General features: G+C 67.2%; 22 protein-coding genes. 11 read left to right on the plus strand and 11 right to left on the minus strand.

The annotated features are described in order from the left end of the window. Nucleotide 1: 1 nt before the first annotated feature. Nucleotides 2-925, plus strand: a complete 924-nt coding sequence (locus tag HNQ08_RS19935; protein ID WP_184136100.1) for an NAD(P)-dependent oxidoreductase — start codon at nt 2-4, stop codon at nt 923-925. An 85-nt stretch (nt 926-1010) separates the two neighbouring features. Here the strand turns inward: HNQ08_RS19935 and HNQ08_RS19940 are convergent, their stop codons facing one another. Genes HNQ08_RS19940 through HNQ08_RS19950 form a run of 3 tightly spaced genes read right to left on the minus strand, consistent with a single transcriptional unit; the run spans nt 1011 to nt 4174 of the window. Next, nucleotides 1011-1619 carry a site-2 protease family protein gene (locus tag HNQ08_RS19940; RefSeq protein ID WP_184136102.1) on the minus strand — a complete coding sequence of 203 codons (609 nt, stop codon included), beginning with the start codon at nt 1617-1619 and terminating at the stop codon, nt 1011-1013. 25 nt (nt 1620-1644) lie between these two features. Beyond that, nucleotides 1645-2751 carry a CCA tRNA nucleotidyltransferase gene (locus tag HNQ08_RS19945; protein ID WP_184136104.1) on the minus strand — a complete coding sequence of 369 codons (1107 nt, stop codon included), beginning with the start codon at nt 2749-2751 and terminating at the stop codon, nt 1645-1647. A gap of 55 nt (nt 2752-2806) precedes the next feature. Continuing rightward, nucleotides 2807-4174, minus strand: a complete 1368-nt coding sequence (locus HNQ08_RS19950) for a S1C family serine protease (protein ID WP_229790133.1) — start codon at nt 4172-4174, stop codon at nt 2807-2809. Between the two features lie 78 nt (nt 4175-4252). Here HNQ08_RS19950 and HNQ08_RS19955 point away from each other — a divergent pair, with 78 nt between their 5' ends. Next, nucleotides 4253-5263, plus strand: a complete 1011-nt coding sequence (locus HNQ08_RS19955; protein ID WP_184136106.1) for a hypothetical protein — start codon at nt 4253-4255, stop codon at nt 5261-5263. A 42-nt stretch (nt 5264-5305) separates the two neighbouring features. Here the strand turns inward: HNQ08_RS19955 and hslO are convergent, their stop codons facing one another. Beyond that, on the minus strand, nt 5306-6217 hold the full coding sequence (hslO, locus tag HNQ08_RS19960) for an Hsp33 family molecular chaperone HslO (RefSeq protein WP_184136108.1): 912 nt from the start codon (nt 6215-6217) through the stop codon (nt 5306-5308). A 315-nt stretch (nt 6218-6532) separates the two neighbouring features. On the opposite strand from hslO, the gene HNQ08_RS19965 reads away from it, so the two are divergent. From HNQ08_RS19965 to HNQ08_RS19980, 4 genes are all read left to right on the plus strand, one after another. Then, complete coding sequence (locus HNQ08_RS19965; protein WP_184136110.1) at nt 6533-8401, plus strand: ABC transporter substrate-binding protein; 1869 nt, start codon at nt 6533-6535, stop codon at nt 8399-8401. A gap of 101 nt (nt 8402-8502) precedes the next feature. Then, nucleotides 8503-9204 (plus strand): response regulator, encoded by a 702-nt coding sequence (locus HNQ08_RS19970; RefSeq protein WP_184136112.1) that lies wholly within the window; start codon nt 8503-8505, stop codon nt 9202-9204. Nucleotides 9205-9323: 119 nt separating this feature from the next. Further along, a complete protein-coding gene (locus HNQ08_RS19975; protein ID WP_184136115.1) occupies nt 9324-9659 on the plus strand; it encodes a hypothetical protein in 336 nt (111 codons plus the stop codon). 112 nt (nt 9660-9771) lie between these two features. Further along, nucleotides 9772-12645, plus strand: coding sequence for a GAF domain-containing protein (locus HNQ08_RS19980; protein ID WP_184136117.1), 2874 nt, complete (start codon nt 9772-9774; stop codon nt 12643-12645). Between the two features lie 26 nt (nt 12646-12671). On the opposite strand, the gene HNQ08_RS19985 is transcribed toward HNQ08_RS19980, so the two are convergent. Continuing rightward, on the minus strand, nt 12672-13484 hold the full coding sequence (locus tag HNQ08_RS19985) for a nitroreductase family protein (RefSeq protein WP_184136119.1): 813 nt from the start codon (nt 13482-13484) through the stop codon (nt 12672-12674). Between the two features lie 74 nt (nt 13485-13558). Beyond that, entirely contained in the window at nt 13559-14584 is a 1026-nt protein-coding gene (locus tag HNQ08_RS19990; protein WP_184136121.1) for a YkoP family protein, read from the minus strand. A 155-nt stretch (nt 14585-14739) separates the two neighbouring features. Here HNQ08_RS19990 and HNQ08_RS19995 point away from each other — a divergent pair, with 155 nt between their 5' ends. After that, nucleotides 14740-15957: a glycosyltransferase gene (locus HNQ08_RS19995; protein WP_184136124.1), complete on the plus strand. Its 1218-nt coding sequence runs from the start codon at nt 14740-14742 to the stop codon at nt 15955-15957. Here HNQ08_RS19995 and HNQ08_RS20000 read toward each other — a convergent pair. Continuing rightward, nucleotides 15902-16591: a glycosyltransferase gene (locus HNQ08_RS20000; RefSeq protein ID WP_184136126.1), complete on the minus strand. Its 690-nt coding sequence runs from the start codon at nt 16589-16591 to the stop codon at nt 15902-15904. The genes HNQ08_RS19995 and HNQ08_RS20000 overlap by 56 nt on opposite strands. A 77-nt stretch (nt 16592-16668) precedes the next feature. On the opposite strand from HNQ08_RS20000, the gene HNQ08_RS20005 reads away from it, so the two are divergent. Together HNQ08_RS20005 and HNQ08_RS20010 are read left to right on the plus strand one after the other, a co-directional pair. Further along, nucleotides 16669-17904 (plus strand): MFS transporter, encoded by a 1236-nt coding sequence (locus HNQ08_RS20005; protein ID WP_229790132.1) that lies wholly within the window; start codon nt 16669-16671, stop codon nt 17902-17904. A gap of 41 nt (nt 17905-17945) precedes the next feature. Then, nucleotides 17946-18662: a polysaccharide deacetylase family protein gene (locus HNQ08_RS20010; RefSeq protein WP_229790131.1), complete on the plus strand. Its 717-nt coding sequence runs from the start codon at nt 17946-17948 to the stop codon at nt 18660-18662. Nucleotides 18663-18691: 29 nt separating this feature from the next. On the opposite strand, the gene HNQ08_RS20015 is transcribed toward HNQ08_RS20010, so the two are convergent. Both HNQ08_RS20015 and HNQ08_RS20020 read right to left on the minus strand, forming a co-directional pair. Then, nucleotides 18692-19369, minus strand: a complete 678-nt coding sequence (locus HNQ08_RS20015) for an NUDIX hydrolase (protein ID WP_184136130.1) — start codon at nt 19367-19369, stop codon at nt 18692-18694. A 98-nt stretch (nt 19370-19467) separates the two neighbouring features. After that, entirely contained in the window at nt 19468-21468 is a 2001-nt protein-coding gene (locus HNQ08_RS20020) for an amylo-alpha-1,6-glucosidase (RefSeq protein ID WP_184136132.1), read from the minus strand. Nucleotides 21469-21665: 197 nt separating this feature from the next. On the opposite strand from HNQ08_RS20020, the gene infC reads away from it, so the two are divergent. Beyond that, entirely contained in the window at nt 21666-22340 is a 675-nt protein-coding gene (gene infC, locus HNQ08_RS20025; RefSeq protein WP_184136134.1) for a translation initiation factor IF-3, read from the plus strand. A gap of 159 nt (nt 22341-22499) precedes the next feature. Continuing rightward, a complete protein-coding gene (locus HNQ08_RS20030) occupies nt 22500-22745 on the plus strand; it encodes a glutaredoxin domain-containing protein (RefSeq protein ID WP_184136136.1) in 246 nt (81 codons plus the stop codon). A 67-nt stretch (nt 22746-22812) separates the two neighbouring features. On the opposite strand, the gene HNQ08_RS20035 is transcribed toward HNQ08_RS20030, so the two are convergent. Both HNQ08_RS20035 and HNQ08_RS20040 read right to left on the minus strand, forming a co-directional pair. Continuing rightward, nucleotides 22813-23277, minus strand: a complete 465-nt coding sequence (locus HNQ08_RS20035; RefSeq protein WP_184136138.1) for a TapB family protein — start codon at nt 23275-23277, stop codon at nt 22813-22815. A 303-nt stretch (nt 23278-23580) separates the two neighbouring features. Next, nucleotides 23581-24951: a serine hydrolase domain-containing protein gene (locus tag HNQ08_RS20040; protein ID WP_184136140.1), complete on the minus strand. Its 1371-nt coding sequence runs from the start codon at nt 24949-24951 to the stop codon at nt 23581-23583. Between the last annotated feature and the right edge of the window lie 89 nt (nt 24952-25040).

Raw genomic sequence — 25040 nt, forward strand, 5'->3', positions numbered from 1 at the left:
CATGCGCGTTCTGCTGCCCGACCTGCCCGAATTCCACGCCCTCTCCGGGCACGACGAACACAGCGTCCCCGGCGTGGAGCTCGACTTCTACTCGCAGGAGCACGTTCCCAGCGGAGAGGCCGAGGGCGCGGTGCTGTGGCTGGCGCGCGGCGACACCCGCGAGAAACTGCTCAGGACACCGGGTCTGAAATGGGTGCTGACCCTGACTGCCGGGATTGACCACGTTAAGCCCCACCTGCCCCAGGGCGTGGCTTTGTTCAACGCCAACCGACTGCATGACCGCGCCGTGGCGGTTCATGTCGCGGCGTTGATGCTAGCGGCCATGCGCGGCCTGCACCGTTTCCGCGATGCGCAGGAAGAGGGGCGCTGGACTTCCACCAGAACGCCGAACGATTCGGGGTTACACACGCTGGATGGACAGAGGGTGGTGATCTGGGGCTACGGCCACATCGGGCGCATTCTGGAAGGACTGCTCGCGCCGTTCGGGGTGCAGGTGGACGGCATTCGCAGCGCCACCCCGGACCATCAGCGCGACGGGCTGCTGTCCCGCGCCGACTGGGTGGTGCTGCTGCTGCCCAGCACACCCGAGACGCGCGGCATCGTGAACGCCGAGGTACTGGGCAAGCTTAAGCCGGGTGCGTGGCTGGCTAACGCTGGGCGCGGCAATCTGATCGTGACCGACGACCTGCTGGCGGCCCTGGATTCCGGTCAGCTGGGCGGCGCGGCGCTGGACGTGACCGATCCCGAACCGCTGCCGGAGAGTCACCCGCTGTGGGCGCGTAAGAACGTGATCATCACGCCGCACATCGCCAGCACCACCACCGATCTGGTGGCGCGCGGGGCCAGCCTCACCCGCGATTTTCTGCTGACCCTGCAACAGGGCCAGGAACCGGAAGGGCGGGTGACGGACGGGCAGCAGTACTGAGCTGGGGGCATAGGGGACAGAGCAAACCCCTCTCCTGCCTGCATGGGGAGAGGGGAATCAGGGGCGGGTAGTTCAGCCGGAGGGGCTACACCCCCACCACACCCAGCACCCACCCCTGCACGCTCTGGATCATTCTGCCGATGGGGTCGCGGGCCAGAAAGATAAAGCCCATTACGATCAGGAAGCTGAAGGGCTGGGCCTCGAACTGTGCGAGGCTGCGCCCCAGGGGCGGCACCAGCGCCCCCAGGATGCGGCTGCCGTCAAGCAGCGGAATGGGGATCAGGTTGAAGAAGGCCAGCACCACATTGATGCCCATGACCGTCAGCAGGATGGTCAGGGTGATGGTGGTGGGGGGCAGCACCTTGAGCAGGACGGCGCATACAAAGGCAATCAGGATGTTGCTGATCGGCCCGGCGGCGGCCACCCACAGCGTGCCCCAGCGCCCGAGGTTGCCCGGGTTGACCGGCACTGGCTTGGCAAAGCCGAAACCCGCCACCAGCAGCAGCAACGTGCCCACCGGATCGAGGTGGGCCACCGGATTGAGGGTCACCCGTCCGTACCGGCGCGGCGTGGGATCGCCCAGCCGGTCGGCGGTGTAAGCATGGGCAAACTCATGAACCGCGAGGGACAGCACCAGCGCCAGCGCGATGATGATGAAGGCAGTGGGATTGGAGGTCAGCAGGCTGAGGAGCATATACGCTGCATTCTACGGGCGCCGCTCAATGCCTGTCGGCTTCCAGGTACTTTTGCAGGGCCGCCTGTTCCTCCTCCCGGCTGTGAATCTGCCCCTCCTGTCGCAGCCGCGCCAGGTGGGCGAGCGCCTCACCCACCGCGTGCCCCGGCGGCACGCCCATCGCCAGTACGTCGCGCCCGGTCAGCGGCACCGGGGCGTCCGGACGTAGCAGGCCGCGCAGGACCCTTTCTGGAGTGCCGTCCGGAAAATAGGTGTCCGAGAGCGCGCGGGTCAGCAGGGCGGCAGGGCGGTCGCCCAGGCCCAACTGTTCGGCCAGCGGCACTGGGTCAGCGGCGGCGTGCAGTGCAGCGGCGGCGTACAGCTGCGGTGAAACGGGCTGCCCGGCGTCCTGGAGGGTGTCCAACCCTTGCAGCCATTCCACGCCAGGCAGCAGTTCCCCGGCGCCCCATTCCTCCAGCTTGCGCGCCGCTGCGCCAGGGCGGGCTTCCGACAGCAGCAGCTTGAGTTCGACCCACAGCCGGGGTGTCCGCGCGGCCATCGCCAGCGCGTCCGGTACCTGCCGCAGTAGTTCCGGATCCGCCGCAAAACCCAGCCGCGCTGCCAGCCGTGCTCCGCGGACCAGTCGGCTGGCGTCCTCGTGGAAGGAACGGGGGTGCAGGGGCCGCAGCACCCGGGCCTCCAGCTCACTCAGACCGTTCATCTCGTCCAGCAGGGTCAGTTCACTGTCGGGGCCGATCAGCAGGGCCAGGGCATTGACCGCGAAATCGCGCCGCCGCAGGTCGTCTTCCAGCGTGCCGGGGTGGGGCAGTGGGTTCTGCCCCGCCACCGGGTAGGTTTCGCGGCGCGCGCGGACCAGATCCGCGTTGCGGCCATCCGGCAGGGTCACGGTGGCGTTCTGAAAGGCCGGATGAAAGAGGACGGGCAGCCCGGAGGCGCGCGCCAGCGTCTCCACGTGTGCGCCCTCAGCCACGACGTCCAGGTCGAGGGGAGCGTAACCCAGAAAGGCGTCCCGCACGGCGCCGCCCACCAGCGCCACACGGGCGCGCGGCCCCGCCTGACGCGCCAGCGCCCGCAGCCACTGACGGTCTTCGGCCAGCAGCTGCTCCCAGAGATGTGTGGCAAGAGGAGTCATGGACCCGAAAGTGTCACGGGTGCAGGGTTAACTATGGCCTGACCCTCAGGCAGGTTCACTGGAAGGCCGAGGCGTCCAGCGTGAGCTTCACGTCCTGCGTCTTGCCGCCGCGCAGCACGCTCAGGTTGACGGTGTCGCCCTCCTTCTTGTCGATCAGGGCGGCTTGAAGGTCTTCCAGCGCGTCCACCGGCTGGCCGTCGGCGGCGGTGATGATGTCGCCGCCCAGGCTGATCGCGCCGCCCTGGAAGCGCTCGACGCGGGTGCCGCCCTTCAGGCCGGCCTCGGCGGCAGGCGTGCCGGGCTGAACCTGGCCCACCACGAGGCCGGTGTCGGGCAGACCCAGCTGCTGTTTGCCCTGAGGGCTCAGCGTCCCCAGACCCAGCGCGGCGGGTCCCTGCGGCCCCTGCACCACCAGTCCGACGCTAATGCCGATCCGCGGCAGGCTGACCTCGCCGCCCTCCGCCGCCTGCAGGCGCGGCAGCAGATTCCTGGCCGCATTGATGGGGATGGCGAAGCCCACGCCCGCGCTCTGCCCCACACCGCTGGCCTGACCGGCTGGCGAAAGGATCTGGGTATTGATGCCAATGACCTCGCCGGCGCTGTTCAGCAGTGGCCCGCCGGAGTTGCCGGGATTGATGGCCGCGTCGGTCTGAATGGCCTTTTGCGTGATGCCCTCGCCGCCCGCCGAGAACCCAATGGGGATCTGGCGGGCGGTGCTGCTCACAATGCCCTCCGACACACTGAAATCCAGACCAAACGGAGCGCCCATCGCGATGGCTTTCTGGCCCACTTTCAGGGCGTCGCTGTCCCCCAGCGGAATAGGCCGGATCAGCGACTTGTCCAGGCCGTCGGCGCGGATCAGCGCCAGATCGTACTGCGGGGCGTAGCCGATTACCTGGGCTTCAACGGCCTTGTCCTGATTCATCACCCGGACGGTGATCTTGCTGGCGTTGCCCTGGCCCCCCTCGCCCGCCACAACGTGGTAATTGGTCAGGATGTCCCCGGCGTCATTGACAAAAAAGCCGCTGCCCACCCCCCGCTGCACCTGTGTGTTGCCGCCCATCATCCCGAAGGGGTCCTGCGCCGTCACCTGCTGCTCGGTACTGATGTACACCAGACCCGGCTCGAAGCGCTGCACCACCTCAATGGTGTTCTGCTCGGATTGCAGCCGCGCGCCCGCCTCCAGCCCCAGCGCGTCGGGGGCGGTGTCGGCGCTCTCAGTGGTGGAAGCGGCGTCTGTGGCTGCCGTCTGTTCCGGACTGGCCTGTGTGGAGGCCGTCTGGGCTGGCTCCGACGGTGTGGTGGCGGTCTGGCTGGTGGCCTGCGTGCCCATGGACTGCCGCGGTCCCGTATCGCACCCGGCCAGCCCCACGGCGAGGCTGCCCAGGAGCAGCAGAGCGGGAGTGGTTCGCTTGACGTTCATGCCCCAGTATCGCCAGCCCCGGCGTCCTACGCATAAGAGCGGAGGTGGGCCGGGCTTCACCCATGCTCTCTTGAGGGCATGCCTGACCTGAACGCGGCCATCCATGATCTGAAAACGGCACTGGGCGACTATCTGGCTGGAGGACGGCGGGAGGGCGTCTTTCATGTCCAGCCCGGCGGGCCGGGTAGCGTCCCTGCGCTGGCTGATCTGGACGTGCCCGAACTTCACCTGGACGTGCTGCCGGAACCGCCCAGCGAGGAACAGCGCCGCACGCTGGAGGCGCTGGGCTACGTGCCGGACGGTGCGGCGTATCTGCATCCCGCAGGCTGGCGGCTGGTGCTGCCCGATCACAGCAGCGGCTGGCGTGCGGGGCAGGAGGCCCTGCGGACGCTGCTGCTGGACGATGAAACGGCGGCGGCGCGTTACAGTCAGGCCTTTCTCGTTCATGGACGGCAGGGGGCAGATGAGGCGCTGAGGCCGGAAGCCACCGCCCACTACGCCCAGACCGTCGGTTTCCGGCCAGCCCAGTTTGCAGCTCAGGCGCTGGCGGGCCTGGACGACCCGTGGATGTTCGCCGGAGGTGTGGCGCTGGATTTACATCTGGGCGCGGTGGCGCGGCCCCATGACGATCTGGACGTGGCCGTGGCGCGCGGCGCTCAGTCCCAACTGTTGGGGTTGCTCGCCCCCTGGAAGCTTGATGCCCCACAGGACGGTCTGTACCGGCCCTGGACAGCCCCGCTGGAACCGCCGCTCCACCAGATTCACGCCCGTCACCCCGACTTGCCGGACGTGTTGATGCTCGATCTGCTGCTGACCGATATGGGCGCGGGCTTGTGGCAGTACCGGCGCGATCCGGGCGTGACGCTGCCGCTGGACGAGGCCCGACGATGGTCAGCCTCCGGCATGCCGTACCTGGCCCCACAGGCGGTGTTGCTGTTCAAGGCGGCCACCGGAGGCCGCGAGCCGCGTGGCAAGGACGCGCTGGATTTCGGGCGGGTGCGCCCCACGCTTACGCTTCAGGCGGCTGACTGGCTGCGGACGGCGCTAGAACGCGTTCACCCGCAGCATGAATGGCTGGCACAGCTGTAAAAAAAGCCCCCTCCATTACAGGGGGGGTGGCAAGAATGGTCCTTACGCCCGTGCCCGTTCCGGCGGCGCGTCCAGCGCGGCGATCTCGGCAGGGGTGATGTGGTACTTCTCACCGCACCAGTGGCACACGATTTCCTGGCCGCCCGTGTCCATCATGTCCTGGCGTTCCTCGGCATTGAAGAATTTCAGGCTGTCCTCGGCCTTCTGCCGCGAACAGCGGCACTCGAAGCCGGCGGCCTGCGCGCCGGGAGCCAGGGTCAGGCCCAGTCCCTCAGTCACGCGGTTCATCACGTCCAGAATGCCGCCGCGGCGCAGTCCGTCGGTGATCTGGCCCAGCGCGCGAATGTTGGCCTCCAGCCGGGCCAGCGTTTCATCCGACACGCCGGGCATCGCCTGAACCAGCAGACCGCCCGCGTGGGCCACCCGCCCGCCTTCCTCGTAGACGCCCAGCAGCACAGCATTGGGAATCTGTTCAGAGACTCCCAGGTAGCTGCTGACGTCCTCAGCGATCTCGCCGCTGACCAGCTCGATGCTGCCCGTGTACGGCTCGCCGTTGTCCAGCAGGCGCGTCACTGCCAGTTCACCCTGGGTGCCCACGATCCCGCTCACGTCCAGCTTGCCGTCGGACTCACGCAGGGGCAGATCCGCGCCCGGCTCGCGCACGTAGCCGCGAACATGACCGTTGGCGCTGCCCTCGGCGACGATCCAGCCCACCGGGCCACCGCCCTCGACTCGCACCGTCACTCGGCTGTCCACTTTCTTGCCCAGAACCACGGCCAGCAAGGCAGAGGCCGTCAGGGTGCGCCCCAGCGCGGCGGTGGCGGTCTTGCTCAGGCCGTGGCGCAGACGGGCGTCCTCCACGACACGGGTGGACTCCATGCCCACCAGTCGCAACGTGTTGCCCGCCGCCGTACCGCGCAGCAAAAAGGAATTGGAAACGGTGGAAGCAGTCATTAGGAAATCTTACACGAAGGCGCTCAAGGCTGGCTGTGGGAGGCCTCTCATTCTGTGACTCCTGTTGAAGGAGGTGTCCGTCTGTGACGGTCTTTTCTCGCTGCCTTGTCCTGGGGTGTCCCACTCGTGCGCCCTGTTGGCCCGTGAAGCTGACGTAAACGCGTCCCCACAGAGAAAACCTTAGTCATCTTGCCAATTCGCTCTCATAGACGGCATCTAAGCTGATCTGCTGGAACCGCTCGACTTTGATTCTGTTTTTTATGCACGGAAGTTCGGAAAGGAGAGATCGTCCGACTCTTTCAAGGAGTAAATTCCATGACCATTCATCACCCCACCTTGTCTGCCAAGAAGCTGCTGAGCGCCACGCTCCTGACCACCCTGACCCTCAGTCTGGCCGCGTGCAAGACCAACAACACGGCCGCGACCGGAACCACGAGCACAACCACGACGGACACTGCGGCCACCCCGGTGGACAACGCTGGAACCACCACCGAGACTGCCACTGATAGCGGCGCGGCCCCCACGGGCGTGCTGGTGGTTCAGGAATCGTCCGATATTCCCACGCTGGATCCGGGCACCACCTACGACACGGGCAGCGGGCAGATCGTGGAGAACCTGTACGAGACGCTGGTGACCTACGAGGGCAACAGCCTGTCTGAACTCAAGCCGTTGCTGGCGACGGAGTGGCAGGAGGGCGAGGACGGCAAGGAATACCGCTTCACCCTGCGCGACGGCGTGAAGTTCCACACCGGCAATCCCTTCGAGTGCAAGGACGCCGAGTACACCTTCCGCCGGAATCTGGTGACCAACACCAGCGACAGCGGCAACTGGTTCCTGTCCGAGAGCCTGCTGGGCACGGGCAGCAACGCCAATGATGACAAGAGCATCACCTGGCAGCGCATCACGGACGCCGTGCAGTGCGACGGTGAGACCCTGGTGTTCAAGCTGCCCAAGGCCGACCCGGCCTTCCTGGCCAAGCTGGCGTACATCGGTCAGGGCATTGTAGACAGCGAGCATGCCAAGAAGATCGGCGAGTGGGACGGTACCGAAGCCACCTGGAAGGAAGCCGTGGGCAAGGACCTGATGGGCAGCCCCCTGGCGCAGGACCCCAGTGGCACCGGCGCTTACAAGCTGCTGGACAAGACGGCCACTGCCGTGACCGCCACGGCCTTCATGGATTACTGGGGCGAGAAGCCCAAGATCAAGAACGTGATCCTGCAGAAAATCCCCGAACAGGCCGCGCGTCTTCAGGCCTTCGAGAAGGGTGACGCCGACATCGTGGAGACCGGTGGCCGCACCATCGTCGAGGCCCAGCTGGCCGGTAAGCCGGGCATCGCGATTCTGGACGATCTGCCCAATACCAGCGCCTTCGGCATCAGCATGAACCAGAAGATTAGCGGCAAGAGCGCCATCGGGAGCGGCAAGCTGGACGGCCAGGGCATTCCCGCCAACTTCTTCAGCGACGTGGACGTGCGCCGCGGTTTCGTGGCGGCCTTCAACACCCCCCAGTACATTCAGGACGTGCAGAAGGGCAAGGGTGAGCCGCTGAACTTCCTGCTGCCCCTGAGCTTCCCCGGTTACGACGAGTCCATCGAGCCTCCCAAGTATGACCTGGACGCCGCCAAGGAATACTTCCAGAATGCCTGGGACGGTCAGGTCTGGGACAAGGGCTTCACGGTCAACGTGTCGTACCGCGCGGGCAGCGCCACCGCCCAGACCGGCATGGAGATCCTGAAGAAGAACATCGAGTCCATTAACCCCAAGTTCCACGTCAATATCGTGGCCAAGGAATGGAGCGAGATCATCAAGGGCAGCAATCAGGGCACCGAAGCGATGGTCATGACTGGCTGGGCTCCTGATTACGCCGACCCGGACAATTTCGTCCATACCTTCTACAGCTCCGACGGCTACTACAACCCGCGCATCAACGCCAAGGACGAGCAGATCGACGCCTGGATCAACGAGGCGCGTAGCACGACCGACACCGAGAAGCGCAATGAGCTGTACTCCAAGATTGCCAAGCGGGCCATCGATCAGGCGTGGTACATCTACATGCCCAACCAGCCCGGCGTCCTGGCCTACCGCGACAACCTTCAGGGCGTGAGTCTGGACACCTACAACCCCATGCTGGGCTTCAGCAACTTCGGCACCGGCACGCTCTGGAAGGATCTGAGCAAGAGCTGAGTCACGCACGTTCTTCCTGAATTCCATCCGGGCCACCCTCTTTTGCGGGGGTGGCCCATTTGTGTGGCTTGGTCCTGGGCTGGGGCGGCTATTCTGCGCCTATGCCCGACTCTGCCCACCCCCCTGAAACCGGCGCCGAAACCGGCCTGTCCCGCCGAATCTCTTTGCTGCTGGTGGACGATCATCCGGTGGTCCGCAAGGGCACGCGTGAGTTACTGGAGGGCGAGGCGGACCTGCACGTGATCGGAGAGGCCGCCAGCGGTGAGGAGGCCATCCTCCAGGCCCGCGCGCTGAAGCCGGACGTGATCTTGATGGACGTGTCGATGCCTGGCATGAACGGTATCGAGGCCACCCGCGCGATCAAGGCCGAGCAGCCGCGCGTGGGGGTGCTGGTGCTGACGAGCTACGACGACGACGCTTACGTGTTCGCGCTGCTGGAGGCCGGGGCGGCGGGCTACCTGTTGAAGAACACCTCCGAGGACGATCTGCTGGGCGCGGTGCGGGCCGTGGCTGCCGGGGAGAGTGCGCTACACCCCAGCGTGGCCCGCAAGGTGCTGGAACGCTTCAGCGCTGCCGCCCAGCCCACCTCGCCTGAGGATGACCTCAGCCCGCGCGAGTTGGAAGTGCTGCGCGTGGCCGCCACCGGGCGCACCAACAAGGAAATCGCCCGCGATCTGGACATCAGCCCGCGGACAGTTCAGGTACATCTGGCGAACATCTTTTCCAAGCTGGGCGTGGGCAGCCGCACCGAGGCAGTGCTGTACGGTATTAAACGTGGCTGGATTGACCCGAAGCTGTTGTGAGGGTGAGTAGGAAATACGGCCGAAGCCTCATCCGTGATCCTCGCTGGGAATGCATTTTCAGCTCGCCCGAGCTCGTCTTTTTATGTCGATCACGCCAGCCAGCAAAGTAGAATTGCGTAATGTCAGAGAAGCAGAGCAATGGCAGATCTGGAATTTTGGGTTGCGGCGTATCTGTTCTCCTTGCCCTCCTGACTGGTTACGTGTTGTTGTTCATGCCGCAGCAAACCGTAGACGTTGAGCAAGCGTGTTCTAAAGCTGTGCGTCAGGTCAACACCGGTCAAACTGCTTATGTGTTGGACACATTTGCGCGGATCGACAAGCGGCGGGGCCGGATCGATATTCTCAATGGTCGGTCAGGTGAGCCTCCTGTGACGTTCAATTGCATCGTCTCAGGATCAAACAATCGCAATGCGAAGGCCGTTCTTGTTCCTCCGGAACGAGGGTCAAGATTGTAAAGCTCCCCGCTTCACGTTCAACGAGGGGACATTGCTCAGTTGGATTCCGTATGGACAGTCGATTCCACAAGATGCACAGGTCCTCTCCCATCGCCACACCCACATCACTAATATGACCACCTTGCCGCCCACCCTCGCCGCCGCACAGACCGCCCGCGTTTTTGCGGCGGCGCTGGCGGAGTATGCCTGTCAGGTCACGGCGGCCCACGGGGTCCAGGTCTGGGTGGCCGAGGGCGGGCGCGTGGAGGCACTCGCGCAGGAGGGCCGTGGCCTGGGCCTGAGCGACGGCACGCTGGCCCGGCAGGCGCTGGACGGCGGTTACCTGCTGGAAGAGGGCATGCTGGTGTGCCTCCCCTTCGGGTGTGGGGTGCTGGAATTCGTGGGGGCCAGCCCGGCAGGCCTTGAAGAGCTGACGGCGCTGGTGCCGCTGTTGACGCTGGCTCTGGAAGGGGTCCAGGCCCGCGAGGCCCGGCGTGGACGCGGGCGTGTGGCTGAGACCGTCGAGGCGCTGGTGCGTCGTCTGGGGGGCAGCCTGGATCTGGCCGAAGTGCTGACCGGCACCGCCCAGAGCGCGGCGCAGGCGCTGGGTTTTTCGCGCGCCTTCGTGGCCCTGTTCAACGAGTTCGGCGAGGATGGCGCCAGAACCGGGGACGTGTTCTCGCACGGCTTCGACGAGGCGTTCACAGGTGGCGTGGGCGTCGGCCCGGCCAGCATGGAAACGCTGATCCGGCGTGGCGAGGCCATCCGCTTCGAGCGCGCCCGGGACGCCGATTCGCCGATGGCGCAGGGCCTGCTGGAACTGGACCCTGAAGCTGCCGTCATCGCCGCCCTCAGCGCGCGTGGTCAGGCACTGGGCGTGCTGTACGTGGACAGTCGCAAACCCGGTGCTACGGCCACCGACGACGACGCCCGGCTGGTGCTGGCGCTGGCCGAGCAGGCGTCGCTGGCCATCGACAACGCCCGTCTCTACGGTATTGAGACCCGCAAACGCGCCGCGGCCGAGGCGCTGCGCGAGGCGGGGGCGGCGCTGGCGGGCAGCCTGCATCTGGGCGATACGCTCTCACGGGTGCTGGAGCGGGCCATGGCCCTGTTCCGTGCCGACGCGGCGGCAGTCTACGAGGCGCAACCCGATGGGCGCACGTTGAGTATTCGCAGCGCCGTGGGCCTGCCCAGCGAGTACGTGCTGCGGGTGCGCGCCAAGATGGGCGCGGGCGTGACCGGGCGGGCCGCCCAGCAACGCGAACCCGTGGCCGCGCATGACCTCGCCACAGCCCATTACGGCGGCGGCAGCCGCTACACCCGCCAGTTGCTCGCGCAGAACCGCTACCCCTACAAGGGTGTGCTGGGGCTGCCGCTGATCACCCGCACCGGGGTCTTCGGCACGCTGACGCTGTACTGGGAGGCCGTGCTTCCGCTGGACGACGACGATCTGGCGCTGGCCGACGTGTTCGCCGCGCAGGCGTCCCTGGCCGTAGAGAATGCCCGCCTGTACGAGGAGGAACTGCGCCGCGAGCGCGAGGCCGCCGTGCTGTTGAATGTGGGCCGGGTGCTGGGCGAGAGCCAGGACGACGCCGCGCTGGCCGGGGCTGTGCGCCTGACCACCCTGGCCCTGAATGCCGGGCGCGGCCTGCTGGCGCTTACCGACGAGGCGGGAGAGGTGAGCCGCTGCGCGACGTTCAACGTGTACCCGCCCACCCCAGAGGAGCTGACGGCGCTACGGGGACAACTGGGGCGCGGCCCTCGCCCGCTGCCCAGACGCGCCTGCCTGCCCGTGGCGGGCAGCGGACTGATCGTGCCGCTGGGCGATGAGGGCCGTCTCCTGGGCTTCCTGTACGCCGACGATCCCGGCCCGGAGGCTCCCGGCGATCATGCCCTGCAACTGGCCCGCAGCGTGGCCGATCAGATGACCCAGACCCTGACCCGCGTGCGGCTGCTGTCTGCCCTGGAGCGCGAGGAAGCCCGCTACCGCCAGCTGGCCGAGGGCGCGCATGACCTGATCCTCAGCGCAAACGCGGGCGGGACGGTGACCTACGCCAATCCCGCAGCCTCGCGCCTGCTGGAGCCGCTGACCGGGCCGCTGGTGGGGGGGCAACTGATGACCCTGCCCACTCCCGCCACCCGCGACGCCCTGCACCTCGCCTGGGACGCCGCCCGCACCCGCAATGCCGGGGGCCGTGCCGAGATCCAGATCGGCCCCTACCGTCTGGAAGTGCGCCTGAGTGCAGTGGCGCCCAGTCCCGGCGAGACCGATTCGGGGGTGCTGCTGGTCGCCCGTGACCTCTCGGAACTCCAGACCCTGGCCGACGAGATCACGCGGCGCGGGCAGGCGTTGGAGGCGGCAACCTCCCGCCAGAGCGAGTTGCGAACCTACCTCGCCCTGTTCACCCAGGCGCAGGAGGAGGAACGCAAACGGATCAGCCGCGAGCTGCACGACGACACCGCGCAGGTGCTGACCGCCTCAGGCCGCCGGGTGGCCCGGCTGGCGCGCGAGCTGAGCGGCAATCAGAAGGAGCGCGCCGACGACATTCTGGCCGACCTGAACGCTGCGTTGGACAGTGTGCGCCGCTTTGCCCGCAATCTGCGCCCCAGCGTGCTGGACGATCTGGGGCTGCTGCCTGCGCTGGAGTGGCTGGCGGGACAGGCGCAGACCCCCACGCGGCTGGAGGTGGGCGGACATGAGCGCCGTCTGGACGCGGCCACCGAGCTGACCGTGTTTCGGCTGGCGCAGGAGGCGCTGAATAATGTGGACAAGCACGCCGGGGCCCTGAGCGCCGCTATTCGCGTGATCTTTGGTACGGACGGCGTTGAGGTGGTGATCAGCGACGATGGCCAGGGTTTCACGCCCCAGCAGGCCGAGGCCCGCGCCCAGGAGGGGCACCTGGGTCTGACCGGCCTGCGTGAGCGCGTGGCCCTGGCTGGGGGCGAACTGGATGTGGACAGCGTGCCGGGGCAGGGCACGGTGTTGAGATTCAATCTGCCGGGATAGAGTCGGGCAAAGGCCACACCAGAGCTTTATTCTTGGGTCTGCTCAGGCGCCAGCCTATTTGGCAAGAATCCCCGTCCCCTCAGCGTCTCCAGAACCTGCTGCGAGGTCGCCGCGTAGGCCTCCGGGTCATACTTGTAGGGACTGGTGTACATCTGCGCCAGCGAGGTGATGCCGCCCTCCTCGCACATGGCCTTAAGGCGGGGCATGGACATGTAGCGCTGCCAGCCACTCTCCTCGCGCGCCCGGTACAGGTCATCCAGCTCAGCCGCGCTGGGTTTCTGGTAGACCTCGTCATGGACGTAGGCCCGCATGGGCAGGCGTTCGCGCCTCTCTGGCTGTTCATCCGGGACACCCACGGCGATGGTCGTGATGGGCAAGCAGGTTTCGGGCAGGCCCAGATAGTCGGCGATCTGGCCCATGGCCTGCAGAGTGGTGCCCATGTAACAGATGCCGTAGCCGCGCGCCTCAAAGCCCAGGGTCACGCTCTGGGAAATCAGCATCGCCTCGTTTGCGGCCACCTGGTATCCCAGGAAATTGTTGAAGTTGTCCCGCGCCCCCCGGAGCTTCAGCCACTGCCGCGTGCGGTACCAGTCGGCGCAGAACGTGATCACCAGCGGCGCCTGCAGGACGAACTCCTGTTCGCCGTGCAATTCGTACAGCCGCTGTTTCCGTGCCGGGTCACGGGTCACGATCAGCGAGTAGCTGTTGAGGTTCCCCGACGACGACGTGCCCGCGATGGCCTCCTGCAGCACCTCATCAATGGTGGTTTGAGGAACTTCGTCCGGTTTGAACTGCCGGATAGAGCGGTGTCCTGCCAACGTGTTTGCCACAGTCTGCATGCCGCAACTATAGGCAGGCTGACCTGGGACACGTCTGTTTCATCGGCGGATCGGTGGGGCCAGCGCCAAGCAGATCACCCATACTTTGCGAGGAACGCCTCCCGCGGCATCCAGGCCATTTTCGGCTGGGGTTCACTGGGCGGACGGGCGGTGCCGTAGACCGTCCGCAGCACGCGGAAGCCCAGGCCGTAGAGGCGGGCGCGGGCGGGCGGCAGCGGCAGCAACGTGAAGCCGCCCTGTTCCAGCTGGGCGTGGAACAGGGTCACGGCGAACACGGCCTGCGCGTCCTGCAACTCGGGGAGGGTCTGCATGGCGGCGGCCACGTCCTTCAGGCTGCGGAGGTACGCGCGGTAGGCGGTCAGCGCGCTTCGCCCGGCCAGTCCCACGATGCGCGGCGAGTGCAGATGCAACTCGGCGGTGGGCGTGTTGTGCGGCAACGGCAACGGCGCGGGCGCGTGGTCCAGCGCGGCCACCCGCATCACGGCGTCGGCCCGCTGGGCCAGATCAATGACGCCGTGTTCACGGGCAAAATTCGCCTCCACGGTGTTCGTGTACAGGTGCAGCAGCAGGTCACGCGGCCCGGCACGGCGCCAGCCCGGCACGTCACGCACGGGGACGGGGCGGTAGCCCAGCGCCCGCATGTGCCGCAGCTGTTCGCCTAGGCTCTCCGGCAGCACCCGCACGGTCTGTCCTGGTTGCGGCGTTTCCAGCGGAAACGGCAGCGGGCGAAGGCCCTGCGCGGCCAGACGGCGCAGGCTGGCGCGGCCCAGACCGTCAGCGGCCCAGCTCTGGACCAGCTGGGCCGAAGCCGCCTCCAGAACGCAGGGTGAGTCCGGCAGGCCCGTCCCGGCGATCTCATGACCGGCCTGTGTGGCGGCGTACAGCGCCTGGGCTGCCACAGGGGCCAGGGCGGGGGAGACCAGCAGGGTGACTTTTGCGCCGGCCTCGCGGGCTTTGGCCAGCACTTCCTCGAGCTCGGGTCCACTGTGAATGGGCACGGTCACGCCGACTTCGGGGGCGCCGGGATGGCCGCCTGCCCACGCGCCGTAGGCTCCGGCACGCAACTGGGCGGCAAGCAGATGAGGCAGAAGTGGGCGCATTTGCCGACTGTAGCTCAGAGGTGGGGTCCGGCCACACCAAAGGTTGACGACACTCTCATCCCTGGCGTCGTATGCTCCTGTCTAGCGATGCCTCAGACCCCTCCTTTCCCAGCAGGCTGGCCCCTTCCGGAATGCATGTCTTCTGGTAGGGACCGATGAGACCGCTCAGAATCGGTCTGTTCACCGATACCTTCCTGCCCGATCAGAACGGCATCGTGACCAGTGTGGGCCTGCTGAGTGACGAGTTAAGGGCGCAGGGTCATCACGTCGATGTGGTGGCCCCCGACTTTCCGGACAACGTGGACACCCGGACCGACGTGCGGCGGGTGCCTAGCGTCAGCTACATGTTCCTGCCCACCTACCGCCTGGCCTGGCCCACCCGCCGGGATTTTGAGCAGAAGTACGACGTGGTCCACACCCACACCCCGCTGACGCTGGGGCTGGCGGGGGCGCGGCTGGCCCGCAAATGGAACGTGCCGCACGTGGCGACCTACCACACCCACATTGAGGCGTACACCCATTACGTGCCGGGCGTCACGGCCCTGCAGCGCCACACCGGGGCGGTCACCCGCGTCATGAGCCTGCTGTACGGCCGGGCCGACGCTGTGATTACCCCCACCGCAGGAGTGCTGGACGTGCTGCAGGCCATGCGGGTGCGCAGCCCGGTGGTGATTCCCACCAGCATTGATCCGAAGGTGCTGAACGCTGCGCCGGCCATCCCCAATCCCTGGCCCGCCGGCAAGCGCCGCCTCCTGAGCGTGGGACGGCTGGCCCGCGAGAAACGTTTCGATCACGTGCTCGACACTGTGGCCGAACTGCCCGACACCCATCTGGTGCTGCTGGGCGAGGGGCCAGAGCGCGTGCACCTCGAAGCGCACGCCCGGCGCCTGGGCATCGAGAACCGCGTGAGCTTCCTGGGCGTCAGACCCTGGACCGAGATCGGCGCGTATTACCGCCTGGCCGAGCTGTTCCTGTTTGCCAGCGACACAGAAACGCAGGGGCTGGTGTTGCAGGAAGCCGAGCTGATGGGCGTGCCGGTGGTGGCGGTGGGCGCACGCGGCACCCTGAGCAGCGTGGCCCATGAGCGTAGCGGTTATCTGGTGGCGCCGGCGGACGTGAACGCGATGATTCACCATTCGCGCGCCATTCTGGGCGACGCTGCGCTGTGGGGCCGTCTGTCTGCCGGGGCGCGCGACTTCGCGGCGGGGACCACGCCCGCCGGGGTGGCCGCGCGGGTGCTTGAAGTTTATGCCGCCGCCCTGGGAATGCCGCGTGAGGTGCCCTTTCCTTCAGAGCCTGGGCTGGCGGCCGCCGGCCTTAACGCGGCGGGCCTGGGTGTTCAGTCTCAAAGTACCCTCGTGTATGACCGGTGATGTTGCGCAGGTGCTGCCACGCGAAGGGCAGCGCGCCCCGTTCCAGCCGGCGGGCGCTGGTCTGCACCAGGGCGCCCGGCACATAGGCCACTGCCCCCAGCCGGGCGATGGCCTGCCCCAGCATCACGTCCTCGTAGGCCTCGACTTCCGGGTACCCGCCCGCCAGCAGCGCCGCCTGACGCGAGTACGCCATGTTGGCCCCGGCCAGATTGGGCTTGCCCGCCACCCGGCAGGCGTGCAGAAAGCCGCTGTAGGCCTGCTGGGACAGCCAACTCCAGTACGGGGCCACTCCACAGAAGCCCATCGGGCCGTACAGCGCCACCCGTCCGGGCGTGGCGGCTTCCAACTTTTGGAGCCACTGCGGGCTGGGCAACGAGTCCGCATCGGTGGTGGCCACCCAGTCGCTGCGGGCGGCTTCCAGGCCCCACTGACGGGCGCAGGCCACGCCGGGCCGGGCGCAGTGCAGCACCCGTGCGCCCCAGGCCCGCGCCACCCCCACGGTATCGTCGGTGCTGCCGTTGTCCACCACGATCACCTCGGCGGGGGGCTTGCGCTGCGCCTCCAGCGCCCGCAGGGTCAGGGGCAGATACGCCGCCTCGTTGCGGGCCGGAATGATCACCGAGAAATCAGACACGGCCACAGGCTAGCAGGCAGAGGCCAGTTTTCTGCTGGGGGAGCACTTGCTGGCCGTAGGTGCGGGGAGGCGTGGCCGTGAGCGCCGTGACCTCGTGGCAGGACCGTCTGCCGGTCAAACCCGGCACCCTGCCCGGCGTGCTGGTGGCGGCGCTGGTTCTGGCGTGCTCGGAGTTTGTCCGCAGTGGACTGTACGCAGCGTATCTGCCCCAGGCCATCGGTCCGCTGCTGGGCGTGTCCAAGGCGGACGCCGTGGCGCTGGCCGCCACCACCTTCGTGGTGCATTTCGTCGCCGACACGCTGATGCGCGGCCCCGCCGGCGCGCTGATCAGCCGTTTCGGGGTGAGGCCGGTCATGCTCGGCGGGGCGACCCTGTCGTTGCTGGCCCTGAGTGTCATGTCCGGCACCCACACCGCCTGGGTGCTGCTGCTGACGGCTGCGCTGCACGGCGTGGGTTTCAGCGCCATGTGGCCCGGCACCATGAACCTGACCGCCGACGCCACCCGGGACACCCACAAGGGCCGGGCGGTCACGGCCATCAGCCTGGGGGTGATGCCGCTGATCGGTGCGGGCTTCCTGCTGCTGGGCGCAGTGGCCGGACGTCCACGGGCGCTGGTCTTCACGATCATCCTGTCGGTGTTGGGCGTGGCGCTCCTGGCCGCCCTGTTCGTGCCCAACCGCCTGCGGCGCGCGGCAGAAGCCGAGCAGGAGACCCGCCCGAACCGCCGCGCCCGCCTGAAAACGGCGCTGGGCGCTCTGGCCCCGCTGTTTCCGGCGGCCTTCATGCAGACCCTGACCATGACCCTGCTGGGGCCGCTGCTGTTCACGCTGTACCGCGATCTGGGCCTGACGTACTGGGGCATGGTGGCGCTGCTGGGCACCGGGGGTGCCGTGGCCTTTGGCAGCCTGCCCCTGACCGGTAAGGTGGCCGACGGCGGGCACGCCCGGCTGGCCGTCACCCTGGGGTTTGCGCTGCTGGCGCTGGGCCTGGGCGGCGTCGCCACCACGCCACCGATGTGGGCGCTGTTCGTGATGGCCGTGCTCGTGGGCGTGGGCTACGCCTTCATCATGCCCGGCTGGGCCGCGCTGGTCACGGGCCGCCTGCCCGAGGCCGAACGCCCCGCTGCCTGGGGCGCGCTGATGACCGTGGAGAACGTGGGGACCTGGATGGGCCCGCTGGTAGGAGCCTTCGCCTACCGGGTCCTGGGGCCGACCGGGCCGTTCATCACCGGCTCGGCCCTGGCCCTGATCACGGCTGTGGGCTACGTGATCTTCCGGCGAACCCTGACCACACGCCATGAGGTCGGGGCGTAGGAGGAGCGGCAATGGCGCTCAGAAAGTTAGGACATCGCCTTGTGTTCTCCACCCTGGGGGTGCTGGCTGCCACCCTGCTGGCCGACGTGCTGGGCCGCGCCGCCGGCTGGGGTGCGCTGGGAGGTGGGCCGCGCGAATCGGGGCGGGTGGCCCTGACCTTCGACGATGGTCCCTCCCCCCGCACGGCTGAACTGCTCAGGACGCTGGCCCGGCACGGCGCACACGCCACCTTCTTCGTGACCGAGCCCGCCTGCGCGGCCCACCCGGCCCTGCTGCGGACGCTGTTGAACTCTTCCCATCAGATTGAAGCGCATGGGCGCTGGCACCGGCACGCGTTGCTGCTCTGGCCGTGGCAGGAATGGACACAGATCCGGTGGCACCCCCGCGCGGAGGCACCTGGGCCGCTGCTATACCGCCCGCCCTACGGCGGCCACAGCCCCCTGACCCGCCTGTGGGCACGGCTGATCGGACGGCAGATTGCCCTGTGGGACGTGGAGGGTCGCGACTGGACCGACGCGGACGCCGCCACGCTGGCCCGGCAGACCCTGGCGCAGATTCGCCCCGGCAGTGTGATCCTGCTGCATGATGGCCCGGAGGTGAGCCTCAAAGTGCTGCAAGGGCTGCTCTGCGGTCTGGACGAACGCGGCCTGCAAGCCGTCACCCTGGCGGACCTTCCCGCGCGGCGCATCGGGCTGCGGCAGGGGTTGGGGCGGTTGCGGGCGAGTTACGGGGGCCATCCTCCGCCGCCTCCCTCCTAACCTCTCGGTCTCCTGACAAACTGCGCCAATTACAGGGCGGCCACGCGCACGTTCTTGGCCCGCCGGTACAGTTGTGCGGGGCGTCCCACACCGCTGCGCCGCTCGCCGCTGGGGGTCAGGATGCCCTGGGCCAGCAGGCGTTTGCGGAAATTGCGCTTGTCCAGTTGCCGGTTCAAGATCGCCTCGTAGACCGTCTGCAACTCGGGCAGGGTGAAGGTATCGGGCAGGAATTCCAGCGCCAGATTGGCGTATTCCAACCGCAGTTGCAGCCGCAGCAGCGCGCGGGTCAGGATCGTCTGATGATCGAAAGCCAGTTGCGGGGGCCGGTGCGCGTTGAGCCACTCCGCCCCCAGGGTGTGCCCGCCGCCGCTGACGCTGACCGTGCCGTGTGGCAGCACCGCCAGATGGGCCACGCTCACGATGCGCCCGCGCGGGTCCCGGCCCACCTCGCCGAAGGTATAGAACTGCTCCAGGTGGCGCGGTTCGAGTTGCACGGTGGTTTCGGTGCGCAATTCGCGCAGCGCGGCCTCGTGCAGTTCCTCGCCCGGCTGCACGAAGCCGCCGGGCAGAGCCCAGTCCCGTGCGTGCGGCAGTTCGCCGCGCTGCACCAGCAGCACGCGCAATTCGCCGCCGTGCATGGCGAAGGCCGCGACGTCCACCGCCAGCCCCACCTGTGTCGCTTGTGGGGGCAGAGCAAGGTGGGTCATGCGGGCGATGCTAGGGTTAGTGTCAGCTGTACGTCAAGTTCAGGTGTCTAGCCATAAGTGTGTTGTGGAGCCGGTGAAAATGGGGTGTAGCAAACGTTTTATTCGAACTTTTGGGCGGCCTCCGTCTCCGCCCGCGAGACCAGCACATGGCCGCGCAGGAGTTCGGCCACGCTCCAGGCCTGGAAGGGGCAACCACCCGGCAGCAGCGCGTTTCCGCTGAAGACCTCGGAGACGTGGCCGACACCCGCTTCCCAGACATGACCGCTCAGGCCGTCCACGGCGCTGCGGGCTTCCCCCACCTCGCCGCGGGACAGCAGCAGTTCCAGGTACGCGGTCAGCGGCCACGGCCACACGGTGCCCCGGTGGTAGGCGGCGTCACGCAGCACCTGCGGACCACCGTAATTGCCCCGGTAGCGCGGATCACGCGGCGAAAGGGTATGCAGCCCCAGCGGCGTCAGCAGTTCGGTTTCGGTCTGCCGTACCGCCGCCTCTCTCTGTGCGGGGGTGGAGGGCGTGTCCGGCAGGGCCAGCGCTATCGCGGCGTTGGGACGCACGCTGAGGTCCAGGGTGCCGTCCGCACCCAGCGCGTCGGCCCAGGCCCCACCGTCCCAGAACTGCCCGAAGCTATCGCGCGCCTGCATCCAGGCCTCCGCGAGTTCCGGGGGCTCGCTCAGCGCCTCCGACAGCCGCGTTTCTGCGCCCAGTGCCGCAATCCACAACCCCTGAATCTCCACGGGCTTGCCGTGGCGGGGGGTGACCACCCAATCCTCGATCTTCACATCCATCCAGGTCAACTGCACACCCTCCTCCCCGGCCAACAACAGACCGTCCGCCGCGTCACTGCGGATGCCGTGGTCGGTGCCGCGCAGGTGCCAGATCAGCAGTTCGCGCAACTGGGGCAGCGCGGTGCGCGCAAAGTCCAGATCGCCGCTGGCTGTGACATAGCGTTCCAGCGCCACCGCCAGCCACAGCGCCCCGTCCACCGTGTTGTAACCCGCGCCCTGGCCGTCCTCGTGGAAGTGGTTGGGAATCAGGCCACGGTGCACCGAGCGCAGAAAGGTGTCCAGCAGATCGCGGGCCTCCGGGAAGCGTCCGGTCAGCAGGGTCAGGCCCGTCAGCGAGATCATGGCGTCGCGGCCCCAGTCGGCAAACCAGGGGTAGCCCGCGATGACGCTGACTCCTGCTGGAGAACTGCGCCGCACCAAGTACGCGTCCGCCGCCACCGCCAGCGTCGCCACCAGGTCGTCGGACACCCCGCAGGTGTTCTGGGCCAGCCCGGCCAGTTCACGGCGGCGGGCGGCCTCCTGCTCGTGGGCCAGCCAGGGATCGGCAATCTCCGGGGTGCTGTCCGTCAGCCCCTGGACCACCAGCGCCACCTGCCCGCCGCCGGCCGGAAAATGCACCTCCCACAGCGCCGCGCCCAGTGTGTAATCGTGATCGGGTTCGCCGCGCGCCGCGTCGTGGCGGTAATAGATCCGCTGCGGGAAGGGGCGGGGGATAAGAAAATTGATCTGAGCGCTGGGTGCATGCAGCCGGACGCGCGTGGTTCTCTCCCCCAGGACCGTGACCTCCGTGCCCTCCGCCTGGAACGCCAGACTGGGAGCCTCCGTGTGGACATGGTGCATGTCGCGGTCTACGAAAAAGCCGCCCAGCGTCAGCGTGACCGCCTCGCGCGAATCCACTGTGTACAGGTAAATCACTGCGCCCGCATGGGCCGGGCTGACCGTCTGCCGCGTTACCCGTGCGCCGCCCACCGTTTGCACCCGTTCGGGCAGCAGATCGCGCAGGGTCACGCCGCTCAGCACCTCCAGCCCGCGTCCCTCGAACACATTCGGTGCAAGTTCCAGGGCGTGGAGGGTGTGGCGCTGGCCCCCGACTTCCAGAACTTCCAGCGGCGACACCAGATGCGTGAAGCGCTGCACGGGGGGCAGGGCGCTGACCACCAGACCCGAGTAGCAGCGGGTGGGCACCCCGGTCATGCTGGACAGCGCGAAGCCGCCCAGGCCGTCGGTCAGCAGCACTTCCAGATCAGCGTTGCGCGCACCCTGTGGGCCGTAGTGGTGGGTGTGCGCAGGGGGCATGGGGGAGAAGCCACTCATACCGGGAAGCATGGCAGATGAGCGTGTGCGCCGGTACAGGGGGCCCTATTTGACAGAAGGTTCACGCCCACAGAAAGACGGAGGGCGTGCGTGGTAAACTGACATGTTTCTCCGCAACATGTTTCGAGCGTGAATGCGGATGCAGCCGCCCTGACCCGCCACTTGTGGCGCTGCCAGCGTGCAGGGGGCGTGCGGGGGTGATGAATATAGCGAAAGATCATAAGGTCAACGAGCAGATTCGCGTCCGGCAGATTCGTCTGATCGGCGGAGAGGGCGAGCAGGTGGGCATCATCGACACGCGCGAGGCCATGAACATGGCGCGTGAGGCGGGACTGGATCTGGTGATGGTCAGTCCACAGGCCGTGCCGCCCGTCTGTCGTCTGCTCGATTATGGCCGCTTCCGCTTCGAGCAGCAGCAGAACGAGAGGGAAAACCGCAAGCGGGCCCGCGGTCAGGAAGTCAAGGCCATCAAGTTCCGGGTCAAGATCGACGCGCACGACTTCAAGACCAAGACCGGGCATGTGCGCCGTTTCCTGGAAGACGGGCATAAGGTCAAGGTCACCATCATGTTCCGTGGGCGCGAACGCACCCACCCCGAACTGGGTGAACGCATTCTGGTACGCGTGGCCGAAACCCTGGCCGACATCGGCGTGCCTGAAAGCAACCCCAGCATGATGGGCATGGACATGAACATGATCATGACCCCGCGTGCCACGCCTGCTCCCAAGAAGGACCGCGATGAGGACGGCGTGGGCTCCTCGCCTGCAGCGGCAGCGGCACCAGCTGACGCTGTGGCGGCTGCCCCCCAGCCAGAGGCCCAGACTGGCGCTCCCAAGACGGACGTACCTACCGAAGCCCCCGCCTCGGCGTAACGCTGAGCGCAGTGGTTCAAGTAGCGACGGCCCGCCACATCGGTGGGCCGTTCGCCTTTGCTGAACTGTACGGTTGTTATTCCTGCTTTATTTTGTAAACTGATAGGGCGGCCAGAGAATGGTTGATCCGCGTCCACATCGCCACACAGGAGGAATCCCATGATCAAGATGTACACCACCAGCTGGTGCCCTGACTGCACTGCCACCAAGCGCGCCCTGACCAGCAAGGGGCTGGCTTTCGAGGAAATCAACATTGAGCAGGACGAGCACGCCGCCGAATACGTCATGAGCGTCAACGGGGGCCGCCGCAGCGTGCCCACGCTGGTCAGCGGTGACGTGGCCCACAGCCTGAGCGGCTTTCGCCCGCAGAAGCTGGACGCTTTCCTGGCGGCGGCTGGGCTGTAAAACCAGACCATCAATGATCAAACGGTGCGGTGACTGGCAACAGTCCGCACCGTTTTTCTGATGTCTCTTAGTTGTCTTTCCGGGACGGGCGTTCTTTCCTAAGGCTGAGCAGTTCGGTGGTGTTGTAACTGCTCCTAGATCTCACCAGACCCACGCCCTCGGCGTACCATTCCTCGAAGTCGTTCATGTCGCGGTTCAGTGGGATCGGTCCCACCTTGCCCGCCACCCGGTAACCCACCCGAACCTTCCAGGCGTCAAAGGTTCCAGCGGACACCGTGATCTTCTCTCGGCCCATGATCTGCCGTCTGGCCGTAAGGGTGGCTTTGCCCCTCAGGAGGCCCTGCCGTCCTTCCAGATCCCAGACCAGGGACCACGCCGCGCCCGGTTTCCATGCTGGGGCAGCAGCGATCTCCACCCCGCTGACCACAGCACGGGTCAGGGTAATGCTGCCCAGGTTGGGCGGACTCAGGCCAAGCTGTGTGCCCCCGGCGCAGGTGTACCGGCCAGTCTCCGTGGGCTTTCCGGCGGTCATGGACTGTTCCTGAAAGCCTGAGTCAGTCGGTTGTCGTCCGGCTGAGGGCATAGCTGGAGGCCGGTTTTTTACTGTCGTTGGGCGTGACGCGATAGGTCCAGACCCAGCCTTCCTGCACCGGATTCATCGTGTTGTCGCAGGCCGCCGGGGCAGCCCACGCCGCACTGCAACTCCAGATCAGGAGGCTACCCACCTTCAAACCCACGGCCCGGCAACGCTCCAGACCCCTAAAGGAGTGGGGCTGATTGTGGCCTGCAGTCTGTCTGATCCGGGAAAAGGCCCCCGTAAAGCCTGCGGCTGATTTCACTCCAGCCCCGCCCCCGCCCGGTACGCCGCCAGTGGCCAGGAGCGTCCGCCCCCCTGCCGCACCCACTGGATGTCACCGTCGTCTGCCCGCTGGAAGGAATACGCCTCGCCCACTGAGCCGAAGCCGCCTTCGGGGGCGGGAGATAGCGTGTTGGCGTCCTGCACGGTCAACTCGGTGACTGTGGCCGATGGATCGCCCAGCGGGACCAGTGAGACCAGTCGCCCTCCCAGGTTCACGATGTCGAACACGCCCCAGGCATTGGCGAAGCGCCCGGTGAAGGAGTCCAACTCGTGCGCCGTGTCCACCTCCTTCTGCGAATTCTTGTGCGCCAGATCGATCAGGCGGATCAGGTTGCCCGCCCATTCGGTGGCCGGGCCGCCCGCTGTATTCGTCAGCACGGAGATGGACAGTCCCGTTCTGGGATCGAGCCACGACTGCGTGATGTGGCCGGGGAAACCGCCCGAGTGGCCCACCAGCACACGCTCGCCGATCTCGTCCAGGATCAGGCCCAGGCCGTAGCCGCGCCGGGTGGGTTTGGTGATCTCCGATTCGCGGCGCCCCATCAGGCGTTTGGAGGCGTCCGAGAGAAGTCCCTCGCGCCCCAGGGCGTGCCGCGCCCAGTAGGCGGTCAGGGCCTCGGCAGTGCCGTAGAAGCCGGTGGCCGCCGCCAGCGCGCGGGTGTCCGAGGACGGCACTGTGCGGCGGGGATCGTTCCCTGAGAGGCGTGCGCTGTGTCCGGTCGCCAGCTCGGCCTCGCGCTCCGGGGGCAGTTCCGCGCCCAGGTCCGTCAGCTCCAGGGGGCCGGTAATGTGCGCCTGCACGTAGTCATCGTAGCTCTGGCTGCTGGCGGCCTCCACAATCAGGCCCAGCAGCCCGTAGCCGATGTTGGAGTATTTGAAGTGCTGGTTTTGCGGAAATACGGCGTCGGCGCGGGCGAAATCAATCAGCGTCTGCCGCTCCGGGAAGGCGTGCAGTTGCTGCCAGTAATCGCTGTCGGCCCCGTCGCGGTTGATGCCAGACTGGTGGCCCAGCAGCGCCCGCACGGTCATGTCGGCGGCAGGCGAATCCGCCAGCTCCGGCAGCCAGTGGCCCGCCGTGTCGTCCAGGCGCAGTTTGCCCGCCTCAATCAGCTGAAAGATGGCGGTGGCCGTAAAGGTCTTGGAATGCGATGCGATGCGGAACAGGTGCCCCGTGGTCAGGGCCTCGCCCGTGTCCTCGTTGGCCTGGCCCAACGCAAACGATGCGGCCAGCTCGTCGCCCACGCGTACGGCCACCTGCACGCCGGGAATGCGGTGAAAGTCTCGCCCGTACTCCAGCCAGCTTTCCAGATAGGGCGCGATCTGCCGGACGGTTTCCAGAAGGCTCATATCCCAGACTCTAGAGCGTAGTGGGGCGGGCTGTCCTGCATTGCAGGAGGCACCGCTGCCACGGTTCGCGCTCACCCGGCCCGCTACGC

Source organism: Deinococcus humi (genome assembly GCF_014201875.1).
GTDB classification, from domain to species: Bacteria; Deinococcota; Deinococci; order Deinococcales; family Deinococcaceae; genus Deinococcus; species Deinococcus humi.